This window comes from Sorangium sp. So ce426 (assembly GCF_051475585.1).
Classification (GTDB): domain Bacteria; phylum Myxococcota_A; class Polyangia; order Polyangiales; family Polyangiaceae; genus Sorangium; species Sorangium cellulosum_B.
The window spans coordinates 7,234,125-7,255,112 of the sequence record NZ_CP150341.1 but is presented as its reverse complement, the minus strand read 5'-3'; the positions used below and the strand labels follow the sequence as shown (position 1 = coordinate 7,255,112).

The 20,988-nt window shown below is 70.0% G+C and carries 17 protein-coding genes and 1 tRNA gene; 10 read left to right on the top strand and 8 right to left on the bottom strand.

Features of this window, described 5'->3' with window-relative positions; genetic code table 11:
• Nucleotides 1–16: 16 nt before the first annotated feature.
• Both WMF44_RS26990 and WMF44_RS26985 read right to left on the bottom strand, forming a co-directional pair.
• Nucleotides 17–1,099, bottom strand: coding sequence for a DUF2169 family type VI secretion system accessory protein (locus tag WMF44_RS26990; RefSeq protein ID WP_437292910.1), 1,083 nt, complete (start codon nt 1,097–1,099; stop codon nt 17–19).
• A gap of 240 nt (nt 1,100–1,339) precedes the next feature.
• Nucleotides 1,340–4,879 (bottom strand): thrombospondin type 3 repeat-containing protein, encoded by a 3,540-nt coding sequence (locus WMF44_RS26985; RefSeq protein ID WP_437292909.1) that lies wholly within the window; start codon nt 4,877–4,879, stop codon nt 1,340–1,342.
• A 660-nt stretch (nt 4,880–5,539) separates the two neighbouring features.
• On the opposite strand from WMF44_RS26985, the gene WMF44_RS26980 reads away from it, so the two are divergent.
• The 9 genes from WMF44_RS26980 to WMF44_RS26940 all read left to right on the top strand — a co-directional run bounded on the left by WMF44_RS26980 (nt 5,540) and on the right by WMF44_RS26940 (nt 16,083).
• Entirely contained in the window at nt 5,540–6,574 is a 1,035-nt protein-coding gene (locus WMF44_RS26980) for a synaptic vesicle VAT-1 family membrane protein (RefSeq protein ID WP_437292908.1), read from the top strand.
• A 414-nt stretch (nt 6,575–6,988) separates the two neighbouring features.
• Complete coding sequence (locus tag WMF44_RS26975; protein ID WP_437301615.1) at nt 6,989–8,470, top strand: protein kinase domain-containing protein; 1,482 nt, start codon at nt 6,989–6,991, stop codon at nt 8,468–8,470.
• A 21-nt stretch (nt 8,471–8,491) separates the two neighbouring features.
• Entirely contained in the window at nt 8,492–9,487 is a 996-nt protein-coding gene (locus WMF44_RS26970; RefSeq protein WP_437292907.1) for a hypothetical protein, read from the top strand.
• Between the two features lie 20 nt (nt 9,488–9,507).
• Nucleotides 9,508–11,373, top strand: a complete 1,866-nt coding sequence (locus WMF44_RS26965) for an RCC1 domain-containing protein (RefSeq protein WP_437292906.1) — start codon at nt 9,508–9,510, stop codon at nt 11,371–11,373.
• Between the two features lie 172 nt (nt 11,374–11,545).
• Nucleotides 11,546–12,490, top strand: coding sequence for an extracellular catalytic domain type 1 short-chain-length polyhydroxyalkanoate depolymerase (locus WMF44_RS26960; RefSeq protein ID WP_437292905.1), 945 nt, complete (start codon nt 11,546–11,548; stop codon nt 12,488–12,490).
• A gap of 109 nt (nt 12,491–12,599) precedes the next feature.
• Nucleotides 12,600–12,743, top strand: a complete 144-nt coding sequence (locus WMF44_RS26955) for a hypothetical protein (protein ID WP_437292904.1) — start codon at nt 12,600–12,602, stop codon at nt 12,741–12,743.
• Between the two features lie 269 nt (nt 12,744–13,012).
• Nucleotides 13,013–13,966, top strand: a complete 954-nt coding sequence (locus tag WMF44_RS26950) for a hypothetical protein (RefSeq protein WP_437292903.1) — start codon at nt 13,013–13,015, stop codon at nt 13,964–13,966.
• Nucleotides 13,967–14,200: 234 nt separating this feature from the next.
• Nucleotides 14,201–15,286, top strand: coding sequence for an AAA family ATPase (locus tag WMF44_RS26945; RefSeq protein WP_437292902.1), 1,086 nt, complete (start codon nt 14,201–14,203; stop codon nt 15,284–15,286).
• Nucleotides 15,283–16,083, top strand: coding sequence for a hypothetical protein (locus tag WMF44_RS26940; RefSeq protein ID WP_437292901.1), 801 nt, complete (start codon nt 15,283–15,285; stop codon nt 16,081–16,083). Before WMF44_RS26945 ends, WMF44_RS26940 begins: the two co-directional genes overlap by 4 nt.
• Before the next feature lie 30 nt (nt 16,084–16,113).
• On the opposite strand, the gene WMF44_RS26935 is transcribed toward WMF44_RS26940, so the two are convergent.
• Nucleotides 16,114–16,848 (bottom strand): sigma-70 family RNA polymerase sigma factor, encoded by a 735-nt coding sequence (locus WMF44_RS26935; protein ID WP_437292900.1) that lies wholly within the window; start codon nt 16,846–16,848, stop codon nt 16,114–16,116.
• Complete coding sequence (locus WMF44_RS26930; RefSeq protein WP_437292899.1) at nt 16,845–17,153, bottom strand: hypothetical protein; 309 nt, start codon at nt 17,151–17,153, stop codon at nt 16,845–16,847. Before WMF44_RS26930 ends, WMF44_RS26935 begins: the two co-directional genes overlap by 4 nt.
• A gap of 169 nt (nt 17,154–17,322) precedes the next feature.
• On the opposite strand from WMF44_RS26930, the gene WMF44_RS26925 reads away from it, so the two are divergent.
• Nucleotides 17,323–18,771: a serine/threonine-protein kinase gene (locus tag WMF44_RS26925; protein ID WP_437292898.1), complete on the top strand. Its 1,449-nt coding sequence runs from the start codon at nt 17,323–17,325 to the stop codon at nt 18,769–18,771.
• 67 nt (nt 18,772–18,838) lie between these two features.
• Here the strand turns inward: WMF44_RS26925 and WMF44_RS26920 are convergent, their stop codons facing one another.
• The 4 genes from WMF44_RS26920 to WMF44_RS26905 form a co-directional block, all read right to left on the bottom strand.
• Nucleotides 18,839–19,288, bottom strand: a complete 450-nt coding sequence (locus WMF44_RS26920) for a DUF3368 domain-containing protein (RefSeq protein ID WP_437292897.1) — start codon at nt 19,286–19,288, stop codon at nt 18,839–18,841.
• Entirely contained in the window at nt 19,281–19,532 is a 252-nt protein-coding gene (locus WMF44_RS26915; protein ID WP_012237643.1) for a UPF0175 family protein, read from the bottom strand. The genes WMF44_RS26920 and WMF44_RS26915 overlap by 8 nt, the downstream gene beginning before the upstream one ends.
• A gap of 365 nt (nt 19,533–19,897) precedes the next feature.
• Nucleotides 19,898–19,969: transfer RNA gene (locus tag WMF44_RS26910), tRNA-Thr, on the bottom strand.
• Nucleotides 19,970–20,017: 48 nt separating this feature from the next.
• Entirely contained in the window at nt 20,018–20,986 is a 969-nt protein-coding gene (locus tag WMF44_RS26905; RefSeq protein ID WP_437292896.1) for an alpha/beta fold hydrolase, read from the bottom strand.
• Nucleotides 20,987–20,988: the final 2 nt, after the last annotated feature.

The following is a 20,988-nucleotide window of genomic DNA, read 5'->3' as shown; positions in this document are numbered from 1 at the left end:
CTCAATAGGCCAGCGTTCACTGAGGCCGAGCCGGCTCACGGGACCATCCCGAGGGGACCTGTCTCCGGACAGCGCCCAGATCTTCCTCGATCGCGATCGTGCGCACGTCGTGCGGTCCGTCCCGCAGCACGACGTGCCCTCGGTACAGCAGCAGCACCCGATCAGCATCGGTGTCCACGACCACCGTATCGAGCCGGAGCTCCACGGAGGCGTCGTCCTGCCGCACCAGCCCTACCCGGCACCTCGGCGCGCTGAGCCCTGGCAGCCGGAACGAGAGCCTCCCGAACGGCGACGCGTTCTCCACCAGCACCGGCTCGTCGCCCCGCAGGTATCCCGGCGCGACGAGCCCCCTCGACGCCGCGTTGAAGAAGCGCCGGTCGAAGTCCTTTGGCAGGAGCGGCATCCGCTCCTTCGACCATGCCTCGTCGTAGGTGCCGGCCAGCGCGGCCCGAGGCTGCCAGCCCGGCGAGACGAACCCGAGCCCCGCCGGCGCGACCACCTGACCATAGCGCTGGAGGGGGTCGTTCGGATCCTCGATGTTTGGTAGCCGGAGCCCCTCTTCGCTCGCCGCGTTCGGCGCACGGAAGCCGATTCCCACGGGGTTCCTCGGCTCGAGCGTGTGCTTCGCCGGATCCGGGTGGCTCCGGTCCCAGCCACCGAAGGCGTGCTCGTAGTTGAGCGGGACGCGATCGAACGGCCGCGGCCGCGAGGGAACGAGCCCCCCCGGGCTCTGCACCCACGCCCGATCGCCGACGACCCGCACGGCCTTCCCGACCGGTCCGACGCGGAACGCCACCTGGAGCTCCGGGACAGCATGGCGCGGCACCTGGGCGTGGCCGAGCAGGACCACGTCCGTAGCGGGCTTGAAGAAGGCGAACGCCGGCTCGATCTTGTAGCTCGACGTGGCGGCGTCGGCCCCCCACAGCTCGCCTGCGAGGCTCGGGGGCAGCTGTTGCTCGGCGCGCTCGAGGCCGCGCAGGGCGTGCAGCGTGAAGGTCGCCTGCACCAGCACGACGAGGAGCGGGCGGTTCTCTTCATCGGCGAGGAAGACCGGCTCGATGGCAAACGGCGTCGTGTTGTCGATCGCAGGATGCCCCACGGATGGCAGCATCTCCGATCCGCCAGAGCGGCGCAATGGCCTCAGCGCGCCGTCCTCACCGCTCCCGCCGCTCTCCTCACCGCACCACCCGGGGCGCGGCGCCGCAGCTGCCGACGACGACCGGTATCTGCATCATGCTCTCATCGGCGTCTGCTGTAGCGGTGCTCCCCCGGGCCGCCGCAACTCGCCACGCGGGCGGGACGCTCCTTCGGCTCGGAGGGTACCTTCGCGGGCCATAGCTCAGCGCCGTGATAGCGGAGAGGACGAACGCACAGTCTTGACAAGACGTCGGCGTGCGGCGAGCAGCAGCCCCAGCAACACGCCGACCTCGCCGCTGCCTCCCGACGGGGCGCCGCCCATGGCGCAGCCGTTGCCGTGCACTCGAAGGTGATCGCGAGGCTCAGGGCTCATGCCAGGCGCACCGCCAGCGTCCTGGCCGCTCGCTTCGCCGCCTCCGGTGCCTCCGCCGATGCTGCTGCTGACGCCCGTGGAACCATCGTTCGCGCCCTCGCCGCCGGTTCCCGCGTTGGAACTGCTGTCCTCGCCCCCGGAGCCGTTGCCAGGGATCTGGTCGATTAGGCAGGTGCCGGCAAAGCACTCCCCGCGCTGGTCCCCAACGACGCAGGGGGTACGTTCGAGCTTCGGGACGGGTGCGCAGGCCCCCGTGCGAGGGTTGCACCACCCGGCGACGCACACCGCCACGTCGAGGCAGGTGACGGCGGCGCCGCTGAGGCAGACACCGTCCTGGCAGGTGTCGCCCCGGGTGCAGAGGTCGCCATCATCACAGGCGGCGCCGTCGGGCCTTGGGGGGCTCGCGCAGTCGCAGGCGTCCCCGCGACCGTCCCCGTTCGCATCGGCCTGGGCGGGGTTCGGGAGCGTTGGGCAGTTGTCGGTCGGGTCGGGCACGCCGTCGCCGTCGGTGTCGAGGGTGCAGACGCCACCGAGGCACTGGGCGCTCAGGCACTCGTTGGCCGCCGTGCACGCGGCACCGAGCGGCTTCTTCGGCGAGCAGGTGCCGGAGGCGCAGTACGCCTCGGGCACGCACGCGGCATCGTCGGCGCACGTCGTGGGGCAGGTGGCCTCCGCGCATAGGAAGAGGCCGCAGCTCTGGGAACCGCCATCCGTGCAGGTGCCGCGGCCGTCGCACTGATCGGGTAGCTCCAGCATGGCGCCGCTACAAGCTGACGGGCCGCAGAGGACACCGGCAGGCTTGAAAGGATAGGCGCACTGGCCGGTAGCAGGCTGGCAGATCCCAGGCTCGTGGCAGGCGCTGGGCGGCGCGCACACGACAGGGTTCGAGCCGACGCAGGCGCCTGACCGACAGGTGTCCGTCTGTGTGCAGGCGTTCCCATCATCGCAAGCGTCGCCGTCAGGCCTGGGAGGGCTCGCGCAGTCGCAGGCGTCCCCGCGGCCGTCCGCGTTCGCGTCGGCCTGGGCGGGGTTCGGGACCGTCGGGCAGTTGTCGATCGGGTCGGGCACGCCGTCGCCGTCGGTATCGAGGGAACAGATGGCGCCGATGCACTGGGCGTTCAGGCACTCGTTAGCCGCGGTGCATGGGGCACCGAGCGGCTTCTTCGGCGAGCACGTGCCGGCCGCGCAGTACGCCTCCGTGACGCACGCAGCGTCGCTGGCGCACGTCGTGGGGCAGGTAGCCTCCGCGCACAGGAAGACGCCGCAGCTCTGAGAACCGCCATCTGTGCAGGCGCCAAAGCCGTCGCACCGGTCAGGTAGTTCCAGCAGGGCGCCGCTACATGCGGCCGCGCCGCCGCAGGGGCTACCGGCGGGCTTGGCTGGATAGGCGCATTCGCCGGTAGCAGGCTCGCAGATGCCAGGTTCGTGGCAGGCGTTGGGCGGAGCGCAGGCGACAGGGGTCGAGCCGATGCAAGCACCCGCCTGGCAGGTGTCGGTTTGCGTACAGGCGTCCTCGTCATCGCATGGGCCTCCGCTGATGAGCGTACAGGCTCCATCAGACGACGCCCCGTTCACTGCCGCACAAGCGCTACACTGCTTCTCGCATGCAGTATTGCAGCAGACACCATCGACACAGTAGCCGCTGGCGCACTGGGATGCTGCGAGACATGGGTCCCCGAGTTGGTTCTTGATGATATATGGGTAGGCCGAGCCACGCTTTGATGCGCCGGAATAGTCATTGGGGCTACCCACGATCACGGTACGCTCTTCCATCGCTACAGAGGCGCCAAAACCTTGCTCATCAATTCCATCTGCAGGCGCTAATTTCTGCTGCTGCATCCAGTCAGTGCCACTACGCCTAAAGACATAAGCCGCTCCCGATGATACTTCATTAATACTATCGCTCCGCCGCGCTCCCACCACCACCATGTCCTGAGCGACCGCAACAGCCTCACCGAATCGGTCCGCTGCCTTCCCATCTTCAGGCAGGATCTTCTGCTGCTGGGTCCAGGTCCCAACGGATCGAACGAAGATGTACGCGGAACCCGATTCCGTTCCATTGTCGTCATCGAATGGCATTCCGATGACAGCGGTGTCTCCCGAGATCGCAATTGATCTGCCGTAGTTGTCCAATGGTGCGCCGTCGCGAGGAAGCAGCTTTTGCTGCTGAGCCCACGTAGAACCGGAGCGAACAAAAACATAGGCCGAGCCCGAGTCCGTGCCGTTGTCGTCGTCGTAAGGTGTTCCAACAATAGCCGTATGTCCTGAGACTGCGACTGCATACCCGAAGCCGTTTGCCACCGTTCCATCGCTGCGAATTAGCTCTTGCTGCTGGGTCCAGGTGGAGCCAGAGCGAACGAATACGTACGCCGCATTCAGGTCGGTGCCATCGCTGTCGCCGTAATGTGCGCCCACAACGACGGTGTCATCCGAGATCGCAACCGAGTAGCCTAAGGACCGAGCTTCCGTCCGATTTCTAGGAAGAAGTTGCTGCTGATGGGACCAAGTAGATCCCGAGCGGACGAAGATGTAAGCGGCGCCCACATCGGTAGCCTCATACGGAGCCCCAACAACTGCGGTATCCCCATCGATGTCAACTGCCCAGCCGAAGTAGTCGGATATGCCGGTGGGAAGTAATTTCTGCTGCTGAGTCCAAGTGGAACCGGAGCGAACGAAGATGTATGCGGAGCCCCCATATTCGCCATCGAAAAACGCCCCCACGATGGCCGTATCACCCGAGACCGCGACCGAGTTGCCGAAGTGTTGATTGCCAGTTGTCGTATCGCTGGCATATAGTTTCCCCTGCTGCATTGCGACCAGCGGATCGATCACGACCGGGTACACCGCCTCTGCATCCTGGATGCGGATCGTCAGGATCTGCTCCGCCACCTCCAGCCGCGCCGGCAGTTGCTGCCCCGCCGCATCATGCACGAACAATTCTCCGTAGCGCGCGATCCGCGCCCCTCCTGGCTCGCGCAACTCCACCGCGCCGCCCCCATCCACCGGCTGTGCTGGCACCGCGCCGGCTACCGACAGCTCGATCACCACCTCGTCCGGCTGCGTTCCGTCGCGGCAGTCCGGCGCCGCAGGCAGCGTAAACCCCTGTTCGAGGCCGAGCGGACCGTTCACGTACCACTCCACCAAGCCCACCCCCGCGGCCCCATCGCGGCGGTACTCCACGCGGTTCTTCTCGCCTCTGGGTTCGGCGGGGTCGACCGGACGCAGCGCGCCCGCGCACCCGTAGCGCGCGGTCGAGAGAGAGAAGCTCCAGTCCTCGTGCTCCAGCCGCACGCCTTTTGCCGTGAGCTCTACACCGAACCGTTGCATCGGGTTGTGGGCCCGCAGCCTGCCGCTTGCCTCCGGCGTCACGTGATACGCCGCCGGCGCCCCGGCCTGGACTGCCGCAATGTGCGCGGCGCGTAACCCGGGCGGCGCGGCATCGGTCCGCGCAGGCCGTCTGGGCCGTGGCGGCCGGGGCTCCGACATCGCTCCCGTGGCCTCCGCCGCGCGCTGTTCGCTCCCGGCGCCTGAGTCGACCTCCAGGCTGGCGCAACCCAGGCCCGCTGCATGAACTAAATCCACCACCAGCAGAGCAGCATGCCGCGCTCTCACGCAAAGCTTCTCCATTGTGATGCGGCGCACTATCTCAACAATTGCTCGTGGACGCAACAAGCGCCGCCTGCTGCACAGGAGATGTGCTGCGATCACTCTGATGCACTGTCCGCTCTGCGGAAAGGCGAACGTCTTCCGGCGCTCGATCGAGGAGGCACTCCGCCGTGGATGGTAGGTACCCTGGTCCACGCGGAGCGCCAGGCCACGCCGCGCCGGGCAGGTGTGGAGCGGTCGACGCGTGCCGCCTCTCGCCGTGGGACATGCGAGCCAGGTGCCCTTTCTTCGTCGAGCAGAACCCGCGAGAGCAGGAGCCCGCCGCTTCGCAGCGGCCTTCCCGCTCCGATCGGTGTACAACCGCCGTCGCCGCCTCCGCGGTGTCCGACCCGTGGCAAGGCCACATCCGTCAAGCAGGTCCGCATGCGCAAGATCGTCGTCCACGCCCCCGGCAGCCACGACAAGCTCCGCGTCGAGGAGCACCCCGATCCGACCCCCGCGCCCGGCGAGGTGCTCGTCGACGTGCGGGCGGCTGGCGTCAACTACGCCGACTGCGTCGTCCGCATGGGCCTTTACGAGTCGGCGAAGAAGTACGTCGGCTGGCCGATCACGCCCGGCTTCGAGTTTGCCGGCACCGTCGCCGCGCTCGGCGAGGGCGTCTCCGATGATTTCGCGCCCGGGGCGCCCGTCTTCGGCGTGACGCGCTTCGGCGGTTACGCCTCGCGCGTCGCGGTCCCGCGCCACCAGGTCTTCCCGCTGCCGGCGCGGCTCACGCCGGAGGAGGCGGCCGGCTTCCCGGCGGTGTTCATGACGGCGTACTACGCGCTCTTCGAGCTGGTGCGGCTGCGCCCGGGCATGTCTTTGCTTGTGCACTCGGCCGCCGGCGGCGTGGGCAGCGCGCTCGTGCAGCTCGGCAAGATCGCCGGCTGTCGGGTGGTCGGCGTGGTGGGCGCGGCGCACAAGGTCGAGACGGCGAGGCGTCTCGGCGCTGACGCGGTGATCGACAAGAGCAGCGAGCCGCTCTGGGCGGCGGCGGAGCGGCTCGCGCCCGAGGGCTACGACGTGGTGCTCGACGCGAACGGGGTCGAGACGCTGCGGCAGAGCTACCGGCACGTGGCCTCGGCCGGCAAGCTCGTCGTGTACGGATTCCACACGATGCTTCCGCGGCAGGGCGGGCGCCCGAGCTACCCGAAGCTCGCTGTCGACTTCCTCCGGATGCCGCGCTTCAACCCGCTCGATCTCTGCAACGACAACAAGAGCGTGCTGGCCTTCAACCTCTCGTATCTCTTCCACAGGACGGAGATCCTGCGCGAGGCCATGGATCGGCTCATCGGCTGGGTGGAGGAGGGGCGCCTCTCGGCGCCGCCCGTGAAGACGTTCCCGCTGGAGAGAGCCGGCGAGGCGCACCGGGCGATCGAGTCGGGCAGCACCGTGGGCAAGCTGGTGCTCACGCTGTAGGGCGGCGGCTGCCGGAGGGGGCGAGGGGCTGCCGGCTCCGCCGGCGTCGGATCGAGCTCGCGCGCACCTCGAGCGAACGCTTCTACGCGGCGTCGCGGCCGCGTGCGGTTGTCGTTGGAGCCCCGCAGCGTGGCGTCGGGAGGCGCGCGGGGCGGAGGATGAGAGTGTCGACGCCGGCACCGAAAGGCCATGAGCCATCTCGCCCAGAGCGGCTGTGGCGCGGCTTCGTCCAGGCCGGCGCAGGAGTCGAGCGTTTCTGGGGAAGACGGATGCGGACATTCGTTCTCGGAACACTCAATTTGAGAAAGGGGGCATGACTGGACATCTGCCCTTGCCCTGATAACGTAGTGCCGTCGCGTTGTGCTGCGGCGTATTCGTCGCTCGCAGTCCGAGGGGGGAGCGCGCTTGAGCGTCATGGAAGCGCTGATTTGTCCGGGGGCCCTGCTGCTCGGCAAATACCGTGTGGAGGGCGTCCTCGGGAAGGGGGGAATGGGGGTCGTCGTGGCGGCACGCCACGTCGATCTCGACGAGCTCCGCGCGATCAAGCTCCTGCTGCCCCAGACGCTTCGAGACGCGCACGCGAAGGAGCGATTCCTCCGTGAGGCGCGCGCGGCGGTTCGCGTCAGGGGCGAGCACGCGGTGCGTGTCCACGATATCGGGGAGCTGCCGACCGGCGAGCTGTTCATGGTGCTCGAGCTCCTTTCGGGCGCGGATCTGAAGCAGATCGTGCAGGCGCGCGGCCCGCTGCCTGTCGAGGAGGCCGCCACCTACGCGATCCATGCCTCGAAGGCGCTGGCCGAGGCGCACGCGCTCGGCATCGTCCACCGTGACATCAAGCCGGCCAACCTGTTCCTCACCCATCGGCCCGACGGCTCACCGTGCGTGAAGGTCCTCGATTTCGGCGTCTCGAAGCAGATTGCCTCGGACAACATGGAGCTCACGGCGACCGGCGCCTTGCTCGGCTCGCCACTCTGCATGTCCCCAGAGCAGATGGTGCGCACGAAGGAGGTCGACGCGCGGAGCGACATTTGGGCGATGGGGGTGTCTCTGTACGAGCTGGTCACGGGCACGCTACCTTTCCGGGCGGACACGTTGCCCGAGCTCGTCGGCCGCGTGCTCCAGGAGGATGCCGCTCCGCCGAGCCGGCTTCGCCCTGGCCTGCCCGCGGAGCTCGACGCCATCATCGCGCGCTGTCTCCAGAAGAAGCCCGAGCTTCGATACCAGCGCATCGAGGAGCTCTCTTCCGCGCTGGCCGCGCTCCCCGGCGGGGCGCAGAGAGGCCTTGTCTCGCGGCCGGACGTCGCATCGCAGCCCGCGCTCGTGCCGCCGGCGAGCCCGCCGGCTGCCGCCAGGCCGGCGAGCCCGCCGCAGACCGTCCCAGCGAGCGCGCCGCCGGCGCTCGTCGCAACGGGCTCCGCCTGGGGCCATACAGGTGTGCGCAGCCGGCCGACGGCCAGGCATCGGGCGCGTGTCCTCGCGGGCGCGGCGCTGGGCGTGGGCGCGCTCGTGGCCTGTGGTTTGTGGCTCGCTCTGCGCGCCGCGCCGGACGGTGTCGAAGCGCCAGCCGCCGCGCCGACGAGCTTGCCAGACGATGTGCCGCTGACTGGCGAGCCGCCGTTGGCTTCGAAGGCCAGCGAGGTCGCGCCGTCACGACCCGGGGAACTCGCGGCACCGTCATTATTTCTGCCGCCGGTGGCGACGACCGGAACGCCGTCATCTGCTGGGTCATCCACCGCTAAAGAGCGTCCCAAGGGCGCCGCCGCGAGCCTTCCAAGGCTGAAGCCGACGAGCTCGGGGCCAGTTGCAGGTAAACCTAGCATCCCCGTCCCGGAGAAGCCTCAAGCCCTGGAAGCAAGCCGCGCCCGGCCAACACCGACGCACGAACCTCTGCGCTGACACAACCCAGGAGAGCAGCTCATGACCCGCCTTGCGTGCCGCGTGCGATGGCCACGCGCGTTCGTCCTTTCTCTGTGCCTGCTCGCGCCCGTCGCGGCGCGGGCGCAGCCGGCCGCTCCCCAGAAGGAAGCCACCGTACAGGCGCTCTACGAACAGGCGACCTCCGAGATGGATGAGATGCGCTACGAGCGCGCGTGTCGTCGGATCGAGGAGGTGGTCCGCCTAGCGCCCGACGCGCTCGGCGCGAAGCTCACGCTCGGCGCATGTTACGAAGGCTGGGGCAAGCTCGCGAGCGCCTGGTCCCAGTATGTGTTGGTCGAGGGGGCGGCAACCAAGGTCGGGGACCTTGACCGCCAGATGAAGGCCGCCATCAAGGCAGCCGCGCTGAAGCCGAAGCTGGCGACGCTGACGATCGAGGTCCCCGCGTCCGTCCGGTCCATCCCCGGGCTGACGATCTCGCGCGATGGGTTGCCTGTCCGCGAGGCGCAGTGGTCCGTGCCGCTGCCGCTCGACGTCGGCCGGCATGAAATGGTCGTCAGCGGGAGAGGATACAAGACCAGGACGCAGCAGATCGAGATCGCGGCGGACGGGGAACGGGTCGCCGTGCCCATAGCGCCGCTTGAACCCCTGAGGCTCGCTGCGCCGGCTTCAGAACGGCCGTGGCAGCGCCCGGCGGCGATCGCCGCGATGGGGCTTGGCGGTGCAGGCCTCGCCGCGGGGGCGGTGCTCGGAGCGATGGCGATCGCGAGAAACCAGGAGAGCAACGACGGCCATTGCAGCGCGCAGGACCGCTGTGACCTGGCAGGGCTCGAGCTGCGCCAGCAGGCGGTGGGCCTCGGAAACGGATCGACGGTGGCGCTGGTCGCGGGCGGGCTCTTGGCGGCGGGAGGCGTGGTGCTGTTCGTGACGGCGCCGTTGCACGTGCAGCGCGACGAGCGCGCACAACCCAGCGGAGCCCAGTGGCGCGCCGAGATCGCGCTGCGTCCAGGCGGCGTGGCCGTTAAGGGGGGGTGGTGATGGGAGCGACGCGAGGAGGGATGCCGGGCGCGACCGTGGTGCTCGTCGCGGCGGTGAACTGCAATCAGGTGGCTGATATCCGTCGGGGTGATGAGGGATGTCTCACGGTCGCCGACTGCAAGGCCGGCGAGCCGGCATGTCGCACCGCCGTGGCGTGCCAGGAGGGCGTTTGCGTCTTCGAGGACGCCGTCGAGGGCAAGCCGCTGCCCGAGCAGACAGCCGGAGATTGCGCGCAGCTCGTGTGCGACGGCGCGGGCTCTGCCAAGCAGGTGCCGCTGCCCGCGGATGTGCCAGACGACCGGGATATCTGCACGATCGATGGGTGCGACGGGACGGCGCCCGTGCACACTCTGAGCGCCTCGGTGCCTTGTTACAACGGACCTGATGGGACGGAGGGCGTCGGGGTCTGCCGAGCGGGGCTCCAGCGGTGTGATGACCAGGGGAGGCCCGTGGGAAGCTGCGACGGCGAGGTGACGCCGCAGGCCGAGGTCTGCGACAGCGGCAGCGGTGACGAGGATTGCGACGGCGAAACGAACGAGAACGGCGAGGACTGCGCTTGCGGCGACGGATGGGTGTCCGCGGGAGTGGGAGAGGAGTGCGACGACGGCGGCACCATCGACGGCGACGGGTGCGCGGCGAGCTGCGTAAGGGAGAGGGTCGTCCAGATTGAGGCAGGCCAATACCATACATGCGCCGTATTGAACACCAGACGAATCAAGTGCTGGGGATGGAATAACAGCGGCCAGCTCGGGATAGGCGATGCAGTGAACCGCGGCGATGTGCACGGCCAGATGGGCAGCGCGCTGCCGGTAACGGACCTTGGCACAGATGCAAGGGTCGAATCGCTCGCCATGGGCGGCTCGCATACCTGCGCGCGGCTGACCAGCGGCGCAGTCAAGTGCTGGGGGGGCAGCCGCTTCGGCGCGCTCGGGCTCGGCGAGAACATCACCTTGCGCGGTGTCGATCCGAGCCAGATGGGTGATAACCTTGAGGTGGTGAATCTGGGCGGAGTAGCGGCTGCGATCGCCGCGGGAGGTGGTCACACCTGTGCGCTCGTGAGTGGCGACGTGACCCGATGCTGGGGCTGGAATGCGTTTGGGCAGCTCGGGCTCGGTGATGGAGAAAACCGGAGCGAGGCCAACGGCCTCCCCGTGAGCCTAGGTGGTGGCAAGGTGGCCCTCTCGTTCGCTTTGGGCGAGAGACATACCTGCGCACGGATGAACGGTGGCAGCGTCAAATGCTGGGGTTATAACGTAGATGGTCAGCTCGGGATCGGTGATACCGTTGGCCGTGGGGACGATCCGGACGAGATGGGCAATGGCCTTAGTATCGTTGATCTAGGGGGTGAGTCGACGCTAGCGATTTCGGCGGGACTCTATCACGCCTGCGCGCGGATGAGCGGTGGCAGCGTCAAGTGCTGGGGGCACAACGCACATGGTCAGCTCGGTATGGGCGACAGGATCTATCGCGGCACAGCCACGAGCCAAATGGGCGACAACCTCAGCGAGGTGAAGGTTGGCGAGGCCGTCACAGCGCTTGCCGCGGGCGGGCTTCACACCTGCGCGCTGCTCGCCAGCCGCCGCATCAAATGCTGGGGGGACAACGATTTCGGCCAGCTAGGTCTGGGCCACGTTGATCGCCGTGGTGACGATCCAGACGAGATGGGCGACGCGCTGCCGACGGTCGACCTCGGGGAGGGAGCGACGGCGGCGGCCATCACCGCTGGCGCATATCACACTTGCGCGCTGCTGACCGACGGACACGTCAAGTGCTGGGGGCGCAACCATTTCGGCCAGCTCGGACTGGGCGACGCGAAGCCCCGTGGCCACGAGCCCGGCACGATGGGCGATGCTCTCCCCGCGGTCGAGCTCTTCAAGAGCCCCTGACCCGTCCCTGGATCGCCCTCCGCGCGCCCGGCGACCCGAGACGCCCCGCAGCGGGGCACCGCGCTGGCTTCGCCGAGAGGCGTGCGTCCGGGGCTCCCGGCGCGTTTCATCCCGCTCTCTTGCCGGAGGTAGGTGAATGGATCCCATCGAGTGCAGGAAAGGATCTTCCTTGATGATCGTCGCCGCCGTCCTCGCTGGCTGCGGATCGCCGGAGCCCCTGGGGACGGCCGCGGAGCGCGCCGTGGCAGGCGAGCCGGGCAGCAGCCGCGAGCCGAGCCCGGCTGGAGACATCTGGATCCACGTGGCGAGCGGGGGCCGCGATCGCGCGGCCCTCCTGCACGTTCCGAGCTCTCTTCAGAACAAGAAGAAGCGCGCCCCGCTCGTGCTCGACTTTCATCACTTCAATGGCACGCCCGAGCGCGAAGCGGCGCTCTCCGGCCTCAGCGCGCTCGCGGACGAACGAAAGCTCCTGGTCGCCTATCCCGCGGGTATCGGCGGGAGCTGGAATGCAGGCCGGTGCTGCGGCCAGGCGTGGGAGGAAGGCGTCGACGACGTGGCCTTCACACGAGATCTGATCGACGCGATCTCCGCGGAGCACAGCGTCGACCCGAGCCGCATCTTCGTGACCGGCATGTCCGGTGGCGCGCTCATGGCGCACCGCCTCGGCTGCGAGCTCGCGGACAGGATCGCGGCGATCGCCCCGATCGCCGGCGTCCTGCACATGCCGCCGGAGACCTGCGAGCCGGTGCGCCCCATCTCCGTCCTGCATGTGCACGGGACCGCGGACTCCGTCATTCCCTACGGCGGAGGCCTGGGGCAGGTCCCGGTTCCGGTGCCGGGGAGCCTCGAGTTCATCTCCGTGGCCCAGAGCCTCGCCATCTGGCGCGATCGCGACGGCTGCGCCGATGTCTCGCACCGCACCTATGCGCATGGCGATACCACCTGCAGGGCGTGGTCGATCTGCGCTGACGAGGTCGAGGTCGAGCACTGCGCGGTCGAGGGGGGCGGGCACACGTGGCCCGGCGGAGGAGATCTGCCGCCGGTGTTCGGGCCGAAGAGCGAGACGTTCCACGCGAGCGAACGGCTGCTCGATTTCTTCGAGGAGCACCCGAGGTGACGGGCGAGCCCGCCGCACGGGAGCCTTCGCTCCGCGTCCCCGGCGCGGCGATGCGCGGCAGGGAGCCAGGCTGGGTCGCGTCGCGCCCCCGGAGAGGCTCCCGGGAGAGATGAACCTCTGGGCGGAGGCTGTCGAGAGGCTCCCGGGAGAGATGAACCTCTGGGCGGAGGCTGTCGAGAGGCTCCCGGGAGAGATGAACCTCTGGGCGGAGGCTGTCGAGAGTCCTGCGGGTCTCTTTTTCTCGTGTTGGTGAAACTTCGCGCAGGCAGGGCCCGTGCCCGACGGAGCCGCAAAGAAATCGACCGACCCAGGTCGATTGTCGTGACCCGATCGGGGTCGCGCTCCCGATTGATCTCCTCGACGGGACGGAAGGACGCCGGGCGACGGATCCCCTTCGCGCGACGCGCTCGGTCCCGGTGGCCTTGGTCCATCGTTCGCTCGCGCTGCCTGCGCGGCGCGGCGACGGCTCGGGTCGAACGCAACCAACTGCCTCCCTTTCGAGGAGATTTCAGGAGGAGAGATATGCCTGCTGTGACGAAGTCGAAGAAGCGCTCCGCGACCGCTGCCGCCTCTGGAGAGCCATCGTACGCTCCGCCCATTTACGACCCCGCGGCTGGTAAGAAGGCGCTCGAGGCGCTCGCCCCGGAGCTCGACCGCCTCGCCGAGGCCGAGCTCATCACTGTGAGGATCGATGTCGAGGCGGCCACGTACGCCGCCCTCGGCGTCGTCGGGTTCGTGTCCTCGCCCGACGTGCGCGCGCGCTTCGCGCGGCTGCCCCGGGAGGAGTTCGACGTCACGCACGTCGACGAGCTGGAGCTCGCGTGTTTCGCCGTGCTGCACGCGCTCGCGGAGGCCCGGGCCGCCGGCGCGCTCGAGACGGAGGCGCGGCTGCCGATCGCGCTGGTCACCGAGGGGCTGGAGGTCGAGGCGCGCATGCAGGCGCTGTGCGAGTACCAGCTCGCGGACGACCCTGCGATCAAGCCGGAGCTCGATCGGCTGCGGCCGGGCACCGGGCACCGCGACCTCGCGAACGATCTGCTCGGCTACGCGCGGATCTACGAGCTGCGCGCCGACGTCGTGAAGGCGGACGCGAAGCACTACCGGGCTGACGACGCGGCGCGCGCGCGGGAGCTGGCCGGGGCGATGATCCAGAAGCTCTCGACGGCGATGACGCCGAGGGCCCGGCAGGCCTTCGACCGGTACGTGCGGGTCTGGACGTTGCTCTGCCTGCGCTACGAGGAGGTGCGGGCGGCAGCGCTGTGGCTGTGGCGGAAGAGCTCGCGCACCCAGGAGCGGTTCCCGTCGTTGTTCGCGGTGGGCAGGCCCAACTCGGCCCGGTCGTCGAGGAAGGAGGCGCCGAAGGGAGGCGAGGGGGACGGGCGCGGTGATGGCGGAGGCGGCGGTGGGAGCGACAGCGGCGAGCAGCCGGGGGCGACGCCTGTCGTCCCGGAGCTCGTGACGGAGAGCCCTGGCTGAGCTGGCGCCGAGGCGCTGCGCTGCGCGCTCCCGGTCAGCGTGCAGCGCGGCGGCGAAGCGCCCCCGGGCCTCGGCCGAACCGCCGAAAATGACGCCCGGGCCTCCACAGGACAGGCTTCACCGGCTGGTCCCACGGGCGTACCTTTCCGCCTGCCCGTGGCGCCTGACGCGGCGGGCGGCCCCGGATGCCGCTGCTCTCCGGCCAGGGGAAGCTCGACCTGTAGGAATTTCCGCATGATCACGTCCGTTCGACTCCAGGAATTCAAGGGCCATCGGGACAGCACCGTCGCGCTCGGCCGGCTCACCGTGCTCGTCGGCCCGAACGGGTCCGGGAAGACGAGCGTGCTCGAGGCGCTCGCGCTTCAGAGCCGCCTCGTGCGCTACGCGCCCCGAAACTTGCTGACAGGTGATTGGTCGCCCGGGGATCTGCTTCGCCGGGGGACCAAAGAAGGGGCGATCGCGCTGACGTCACGGGGCACATGGGAGGACGAGGCATGGAGCTTCCGGACCGTGCTCTCGGAATCGTCGGTGCTCGTCGACTGGGAACGGACCGGCGATGCGCGGCAGTTCACCGCTGAAGGCCACCGCCCCCTCCGCGGTCAGGTGCCGCGGCTGGACGAGATCGTCGCACCCACGACCGTCTACAAGCTCAACGCGGAGCGCATCGCCGCCGCAGCGTACAGCGATGAGCTCGCGCCCACCGTCGGCTACGACGGGACCAACACCGCTGTCGCGCTCGCCGCAATCAAACTCGGCCACGACGAAGTGTTCGATCGTATCGAAGAGTCGCTCCGTCGGATCATTCCGAACGTGGAGCGGGTTCGCATCCGGCAGGCCAGGGTCAGACGCCCGAACCCAGAGCTGCCTCACAAGGCCGAGGACGTCGTCGGAAGCAAGGTGTACTTCGATTTTCGCGGAGCCCCTTCCGTCCCCGCGCACGCGGCGAGCGAGGGGACCCTCATCACGCTGGCGCTCCTGACCGTGCTTCATGGCCCGAACCGCCCGGAAGTCCTGCTCCTGGATGACTTCGCCGAGTCGCTCCACCCGCAGGCGCAGATGGAGCTGGTGCGGCTGGTCAGACGCCTGCTCGAGGAGTTCAGCGATCTCCAGATCGTCGCCACGACGCACTCGCCCTACATCCTCGACGAGCTCGACCCCTCCGAGATCTACGCCTTCGCGCTCCGCGACGACGGCACCGTCGCCCTCAAGCGCCTCTCCGAGCACCCGCAGGCGAAGGAGGTGAAAGGCACGCTCTCGGCGGGCCAGCTCTGGAGCATGGATCCAGAGCGAGACTGGGTGCTCGCCGAGAGCGCGCCGTGAAGCTCCTGGTCTTCTGTGAGGCCACCGCCGACTTCCTGACAGCGAGCGCTCTCGTGGACCGCGTGCTTCACGACGAGGGGCCCGCCTGGGTGAGCGACCTCCTGCGTTCCCACCCGGAGTCCATCCGTGAATGGGCGAGCGACGGCCACGGCAAGGAGTTCTTCGACATCCACAAACTCGAGGCGTACAGGCGAGGCCTCGGCAACGTGCGCTTCATGCCGGGGCATTTCGACGGAAAGCCGGGGGCGGCGGGCGCCCAGGCCGCGAGGAACGCATTCGCGATCGCGCGCGAGGTAGGGAAGCGGGATCCGCCGACCCGCCTGGGAGCGGTCTTCATCGTCTGGGACATGGATGATCAGGGGGAGCTCCGCCGGAAAGGGCTTGCTCAAGCCCGGACCGAGGCCTCGCGGTGGGCGTCTTTTCAAATCGTCCTCGGCTGCCCTGATCCGATGCGCGAGGCCTGGGTGCTCGCGGGGTTCGAGCCCGAGTCGGACGAAGAGCGCGCTCGCCTCGGCGAGCTTCGACGCGAGCTCGGCTTCTCCCCCTGCGACGAGGCGCACCAGCTCAACGCGAAGGACGAGCAGGCGAAGCGGAACCCGAAGAGGGTGCTCCACCGGCTCACGGGCGACGATCGCGAGCGCGAGGCGCGCTGCTTGACCGAAGCGCCGCTCGAGCGGTTGCGGGAGCGGGGGGCCGCCTCTGGGCTGCGCGCGTTTCTCGAGGAGGTGAAGGCGCGCGTCGTGCCGCTGTGCCAAGGGTCTCCTGCGAGCTCTCGGTATGCTCGACCGCAAGAATAGCGGCAGCGGGGAGACGCTCCGCCTGGCGCTCTACCCGGACGTCGCGCCAGCCAGCCCCACCCGATCCGGCGCGGCGGCGCCGCCCTGCGCGCGCTCCCGGTCCGCTCGCAGCGCGCCGGCGAACCGCTTCTGGGCCTCCGCGCTGCGCCGCTTGGCGGTCCGCTCCGAGCAGCCGAGCGCCGCGCCGATCGCCTGCCAGGTCCGCTCCTCGACGTGGCGGAGCACGAGGACGCGCCGCTCCTCGTCCGGGAGCCGCGACAGGGCGGCCTCCACCGCGCGGATGGCGCGGTCGTACGCGGCGCGGAGCCGCTCGCCCTCCTCGCCCTGCGCCGTCAGCGCGCGGCCGACGAGGCCGAGCACCGCGGCGGCCGCGACCTGGTCGGCCATCCCGTCGGCCTGCGCGGTCGTCTCGACGTCGCCGTCGGCGAGCACGTCGCTCGTGTCCTGCGCCGCCTCGGCGGCGTCGTAGCCGTCCTCGCGGGCGGCGCGCCAGTGCTTCGACTCCTGCTGCAGCGCGTCCGACAGCGCGCCGTCGACGCGCCGCCATGCGTAGACCTGGAAGGGGACGCCGCGGGCGGGATCGTAGCCGAGCGCGGCCTCGTGGAGCGCCTGGACCGCGGCGGAGCGGAGATCGTCGGCCACATAGTGCGCGCGCGTCCGCCGGAGGAAGTGACCGCAGAGCTTCTCGACGAGCGGCACGGCCTCCGCGACGAGCGCCTGCTGGTCGGGGCGGAGGGGCCTCCGCGGCCGGTCGCCGTGGCTCATCGGGCGCCGCCTTGTCCTCGGCCCTTGGCGGCGCCCGCCTTCGCGGCGAGCCGCTGCGCGGCCTCGGCCAGCGCCGCGGGCTCGCGCCGGTCGACCTCGCCGCTCGCGGCGGGCGGCGTGCGCGGGCGGAGCCGGTCGACGAGCGGGGCGGCGACGGGGTGCGTCGCGAGGAAGCGCGAGGTCAGCGCGCGCAGCGCCTCGAGATCCTCCGCGGGCAGGAGATCGGCGTACGGCGCGACGGCGTGGGCGACGCGGGCCTCGAGGGTCGGATCGCCGTCATCGGGGTCGGGGCGGGGGCTCGACATCGGGCTCCGGGGGCGCGCTGCCCGCTGGCGCTTCATGCGCTCGGCGCGCTTCGCGCGATGGACACCCGACGCTACCTTTCCCGGGGAGGGTCAACAAGGGCAGAGGAGCGAGGAGGGCCGGGGCGCTCTTTCGCCTATCGTCAGCTGCTGCGAGGTAGGGTGTCGCGAGGTGACGAGCGTCGATGAGCCGCTGAGCCCCGGGGCGCTGTTCCAGGGGCGCTTCCTGATCGATCGCCTCCTCGGACGCGGCGGGATGGGCGAGGTCTGGGCCGCCCTCGACACGGCGCTGGAGCGGCCGGTGGCGATCAAGATCATCCACCGTGCCCTCGCGGGGGAGGCGCGTTACGCCGAGCGCTTCCTCCGGGAGACGAAGCTCGCGGCGCGGGTCGCGCACCCGAACATCGTGCGGCTGTACGACGCCGGCAGGGCCGCGGACGGGCGGCTCTTCATGGTGATGGAGCGCGCCGCGGGCGTGCCGCTGCGGGAGATCATCGCAGGCGGCGCGCGGCTCGATCCGGTGCGCGCGCTCCATTACGCGATCCAGATCGCGGACGCGCTCTCGACGGCGCACGAGGCCGACCTCGTGCACCGCGACGTGAAGCCCGAGAACATCCTGGTGAGCGACGGCGTGCGCGCGCGGCTCGTCGACTTCGGCGTGGCGAAGGACGCGCGGGGCGTGGGCCTCGGGCTGACCGGGCAAGGCAGGGCGGTCGGGACGTCGCGCTACATGGCCCCGGAGCAGGTCGCCGGGGGCGCCGTGGACGCGCGCGCGGATCTGTATGCGCTCGGCGTGGTCACGTACGAGATGCTGGCGGGGGCGCACCCATACGCGGTGCTCGACGAGGCGTCGGGCATCGGGGAGACGGAGATCCTTGCGGCGCACGTGCACCTGGAAGCGATGCCCCTGCCGGAGGTGCTCCCGGGGTGTCCGGAGGCGCTCTGGACCGCGGTGGCCAGGTGCCTCGCCAAGAGGCCCGAAGCCCGGTTTGCGCGGGCGGCGGAGCTCGCGGCGGCGCTGCGCGAGGCGGCGGGGACCGCGGTGACGGCGGAGAGGGCCGTGGACGACGCGGGCGCGCGGCAGCTCCTGAGCGAGGCGGCGGACGCGGCAAGGGAGCGCGCGATCCGCGAGCGCGGGGGGGCGCCTCGGGGGGAGAGGGCGGGGAGCGCGGTGCGGCTGGTGGCGGCGCTGCCGGGGCAGGGGGTGATGCCGGGGAGCGCGGCGCCGGGCGCGGATGCGCGGAGCAGGCTGGCGATGGCGCAGCGGTTCAGGGTGGAGACGGCGTGGGGGCTGGGTGTGGCGAGGGTGGGTAGGGTGCCTCGGATCGGGGATGAAGCGGCCGCGGGGCCATTGCCTTCACTGGCGCTGCCGGCGGAGGGCAGAGCGGCGGGGACCGAGGGGGAGGGGCGCGGCCCGGTGGCAGGGGCGGCGGGAGCGCCGGAGACGGCCGCGCTGGGGAGCACGGAGATGTGGGAGGAGACGCCTGCTGGCGCCGGCGTGAGAGCGGCGACGAACGCGGCGCATTCCCGGACGAGGTGGGGGCTCGTCGTGGCCGCGGTGGCGGTGCTCGGTGTGGCGATGCTTCTTGCCGTTGTGGTGATTGGGCTCGTGAGGGGGTAAACAGCCGTCCGGGATCAGCCTGGGGGCTCGCCGGCGAGTTTCAGCACGCTCGCGCGCAGCGCCGGAGCTATCCGAAAACCGAGCGAAAACCGAGCGCTTGGAGCCGATCAAGACAGGGGCTCACGCGGTCGAGGAAGCCCCGCTGTTTTGCCCGTAGGAGCACGCCGAGCGTGCCGGTGAACGTCAGCCCGAGCATCGTCGCATAGCGGCGGGCCTGGCCATCGTCCAGGAGCAGAAGGCTCGCCGGGCGTCCGGCAGCGAGGGCCAGCACCTCGCGCTCTCCGGCGTCCAGATCGGCGACGAGTCGCAGGAGAGAGGCGTGCTCTACCTCCTCGACGGCGAGCCACGGGAGGTCCTCGACCCGTGGCACGGCGTGGCCAAGCCGCATGCCCTCACGGAGCTCATGGGCCACGGCCTTGGGGATGGTGATCCGCTGGTACAGGTCCGGAAGCAGCTCGAGCCGGTCGAGTTGGTGAAGGTACAGGAGCGGTGATGTATTGCAGAGCACGTCACGCATTATCGACATCCGCGCGCAGCTCCTCGTCGGTCATGCGAAAAGTGTCGACGCCGTAATCGGCCAGCTTCGCGAGGAACGAGACGCGAGGCACGCCTGCCAGGCGCGCCGCTGCACCAGAGGAGAGACGGCCCAGCTCGTAGAGCTTGATCGCCGCCGCCATGCGCAGCTCGCGCGTGACCTCGGACGGCGCCACGTGCAGGGCGAGCATGGCGTCATCGGGCAGGTCGAAGGAGATCGTGGTCATGCGTGGTCCTCCCACGCTCATCCTTGCCGCGGGGCGCAGCTATCGGCAAGCGCGCGGCGAGCTCGGCTGCATCAGCCGACAACGGCTACGCGGCCATGAGGGGTTCAGCCTGAACGGGTAACGCCGCCTGTAGGAGGCTGCCAGTTATCACCCTGAACAGGCGCAACTCCAGCACCGGGGCCCCGCGGGAGAGCTCGAGCCAGCGCTGGGTCAGCGTGACGCCAGACGATGACGCTCGCAGGGAAAGCTATGCGCATACCGGCGTGCCACCGCTCAACCGGCAAGAGCGAGATTCACCAGCACCATCGAGCGCCAGCGGTCTCCTGCTCACCTACAGGCGAGCGAACACACTGACATTCACTTTGAGCCACCTTCGAGATTTGAACTCGAGACCTACGGTTTACGAAACCGTTGCTCTACCACTGAGCTAAGGTGGCACGCCTCTCGTCGAGGAGGCGCGCAGATTACCCACTCGCCATGCCGAGTCAAGCTCTTTTATTTCCGTCCTCGAGCGAGCCGGTTCCGTTCGCTGCTGCGGCTGCGCCCGCTCCTCCCGCGCCTCGCGCTCCTCGCCTGATTCCCTGGCCCGCCGCGTCCCCGGCGTCTCCTCCCGCGGCGAAGAAGTCGCCCAGCCGCTCCGCCAGCTCCGCCGCCGCCGACCAGTGCATCATGTGCCCGGCCTCCGGCAGCTCGACGTGCTCCGCGCGCTTGAGCCTCGCCACCCGCTCCGCTTCGTCCTCCGGGTGCCACCCCGTCGGCCCGCCGCTCACGAGCAGCGTCGGGCACGCGATGCGCTCCAGGAACGTCATGAACGCCTCCACCTGGAACAGCAGCGGCGAGGTCGTCCGGTGCATCGGATCGTACGCCCACGCGAGCCCGCCGTCCGGCTCTTCCCGCGTGAGCAGCGGCGCGCGCGTCGCCAGCACGTCGCGCGGCACGCGCGGGTGGTTCGCCACGAGCCGCGCGATCGCGTCCTGCATCGACGAGAGCTTCCGCGGCGCGCGATCGAGCTCCGCCATCTGGCGCAGCCACGCCTCGACGCGCGCGACGGCCACCTCGGGGCCGCTCGCCGGCGGCCCCATGCCCTCGAGCAGCGCCAGGCGCTCGACGCGGCCGGGGCACGCGCCCGCGTAGTACACGGCGACCGCGCCGCCCATCGAGTGGCCCACCACGCCGAGGCGCGCCGGCGCGAGCGCGTCCACGAGCGCCGCGACGTCGGCGATGTAGTCGGGGAAGTAGTAGTAGCTGCCCGCGCCGACGCGGGCGCTCCGGCCGAACCCGCGCAGGTCCGGCGCGACGACGTCGTGCCCCGCCCGCGCGAGCGGCTCGGCCACGAGGTCCCACGTGCTCCCGGCGTCGAGGAAGCCGTGGAGCAGCAGCAGCGTGAGGCCCGTCGGCCGCGCGTGGTCGTCGCGGAAGCGATGGACGCAGAGAGCCAACCCGTTGGTGTTCAAAA

What these genes read in the sequence shown, in the direction of transcription:
- WMF44_RS26955 (WP_437292904.1), top strand. Translation starts at nt 12,600, where the DNA reads ATGAACCTCTGGGCGGAGGCTGTCGAGAGGCTCCCGGGAGAGATGAAC.
- WMF44_RS26980 (WP_437292908.1), top strand. Translation starts at nt 5,540, where the DNA reads ATGCGCAAGATCGTCGTCCACGCCCCCGGCAGCCACGACAAGCTCCGC.
- WMF44_RS26930 (WP_437292899.1), bottom strand. Translation starts at nt 17,153, where the DNA reads ATGTCGAGCCCCCGCCCCGACCCCGATGACGGCGATCCGACCCTCGAG.
- WMF44_RS26975 (WP_437301615.1), top strand. Translation starts at nt 6,989, where the DNA reads ATGGAAGCGCTGATTTGTCCGGGGGCCCTGCTGCTCGGCAAATACCGT.
- WMF44_RS26970 (WP_437292907.1), top strand. Translation starts at nt 8,492, where the DNA reads ATGACCCGCCTTGCGTGCCGCGTGCGATGGCCACGCGCGTTCGTCCTT.
- WMF44_RS26945 (WP_437292902.1), top strand. Translation starts at nt 14,201, where the DNA reads ATGATCACGTCCGTTCGACTCCAGGAATTCAAGGGCCATCGGGACAGC.
- WMF44_RS26950 (WP_437292903.1), top strand. Translation starts at nt 13,013, where the DNA reads ATGCCTGCTGTGACGAAGTCGAAGAAGCGCTCCGCGACCGCTGCCGCC.
- WMF44_RS26920 (WP_437292897.1), bottom strand. Translation starts at nt 19,288, where the DNA reads ATGCGTGACGTGCTCTGCAATACATCACCGCTCCTGTACCTTCACCAA.
- WMF44_RS26960 (WP_437292905.1), top strand. Translation starts at nt 11,546, where the DNA reads ATGATCGTCGCCGCCGTCCTCGCTGGCTGCGGATCGCCGGAGCCCCTG.
- WMF44_RS26915 (WP_012237643.1), bottom strand. Translation starts at nt 19,532, where the DNA reads ATGACCACGATCTCCTTCGACCTGCCCGATGACGCCATGCTCGCCCTG.
- WMF44_RS26965 (WP_437292906.1), top strand. Translation starts at nt 9,508, where the DNA reads ATGCCGGGCGCGACCGTGGTGCTCGTCGCGGCGGTGAACTGCAATCAG.
- WMF44_RS26935 (WP_437292900.1), bottom strand. Translation starts at nt 16,848, where the DNA reads ATGAGCCACGGCGACCGGCCGCGGAGGCCCCTCCGCCCCGACCAGCAG.